We start from the raw sequence: 764 nt of genomic DNA, 5'->3' as shown, positions 1-764 counted from the left end.
ACATCGAGGAGAAATCATCTTTGGATGAAGATTCTGGTCCAATGCCTCAGGCTAAACACACTCGAAGTCGGAGTGAAGACGATGCATGGGTAGGGGAGCGTTGTATGCAGGTTGAAGGTAGATCGTGAGGACTGCTGGACAGCATACAAGTGAGAATGCCGGTATGAGTAACGAAAAGACAAGTGAGAATCTTGTCCGCCGAAAACCTAAGGGTTCCTGAGGAAGGTTCGTCCGCTCAGGGTAAGTCGGGACCTAAGGCGAGGCCGAAAGGCGTAGTCGAAGGACAACAGGTTGAAATTCCTGTACCACCGTGAACCGTTATGAGCGATGGGGTGACGCAGAAGGGAAGAGTTGCAGACGGATGGAAGAGTCTGTCCAAGCAGTAAGGCTGGTGTGTAGGCAAATCCGCACACTGTAAGGCTGAGCTGTGATGGGGAGGGAAAATTGCAGTACCGAAGAACTTGTACTCCAGCTGCCAAGAAAAGCCTCTAGCCAGGGAGAAGGTGCCCGTACCGTAAACCGACACAGGTAGGTAGGAAGAGAATTCTAAGGCGCTCGGAAGAACTCTCGTTAAGGAACTCGGCAAAATGACCCCGTAACTTCGGGAGAAGGGGTGCCTCGGTAGGGTGAATAGCCCGAGGGGGCCGCAGTGAATAGGCCCAAGCGACTGTTTAGCAAAAACACAGGTCTGTGCGAAGCCGAAAGGCGAAGTATACGGGCTGACGCCTGCCCGGTGCTGGAAGGTTAAGGGGAGTGGTTAGGGG

At 53.3% G+C, this 764-nt stretch carries 1 rRNA gene; it reads left to right on the top strand.

Annotated features, from left to right (window positions below):
- Positions 1 to 764, top strand: a 23S ribosomal RNA gene (locus FS806_RS25275); the annotation flags it as partial.

The organism is Paenibacillus sp. 32O-W, assembly GCF_007679495.1.
Taxonomy (GTDB): Bacteria; Bacillota; Bacilli; order Paenibacillales; family NBRC-103111; genus Paenibacillus_L; species Paenibacillus_L residui.
This window is presented reverse-complemented; position numbering and strand designations above follow the sequence as displayed.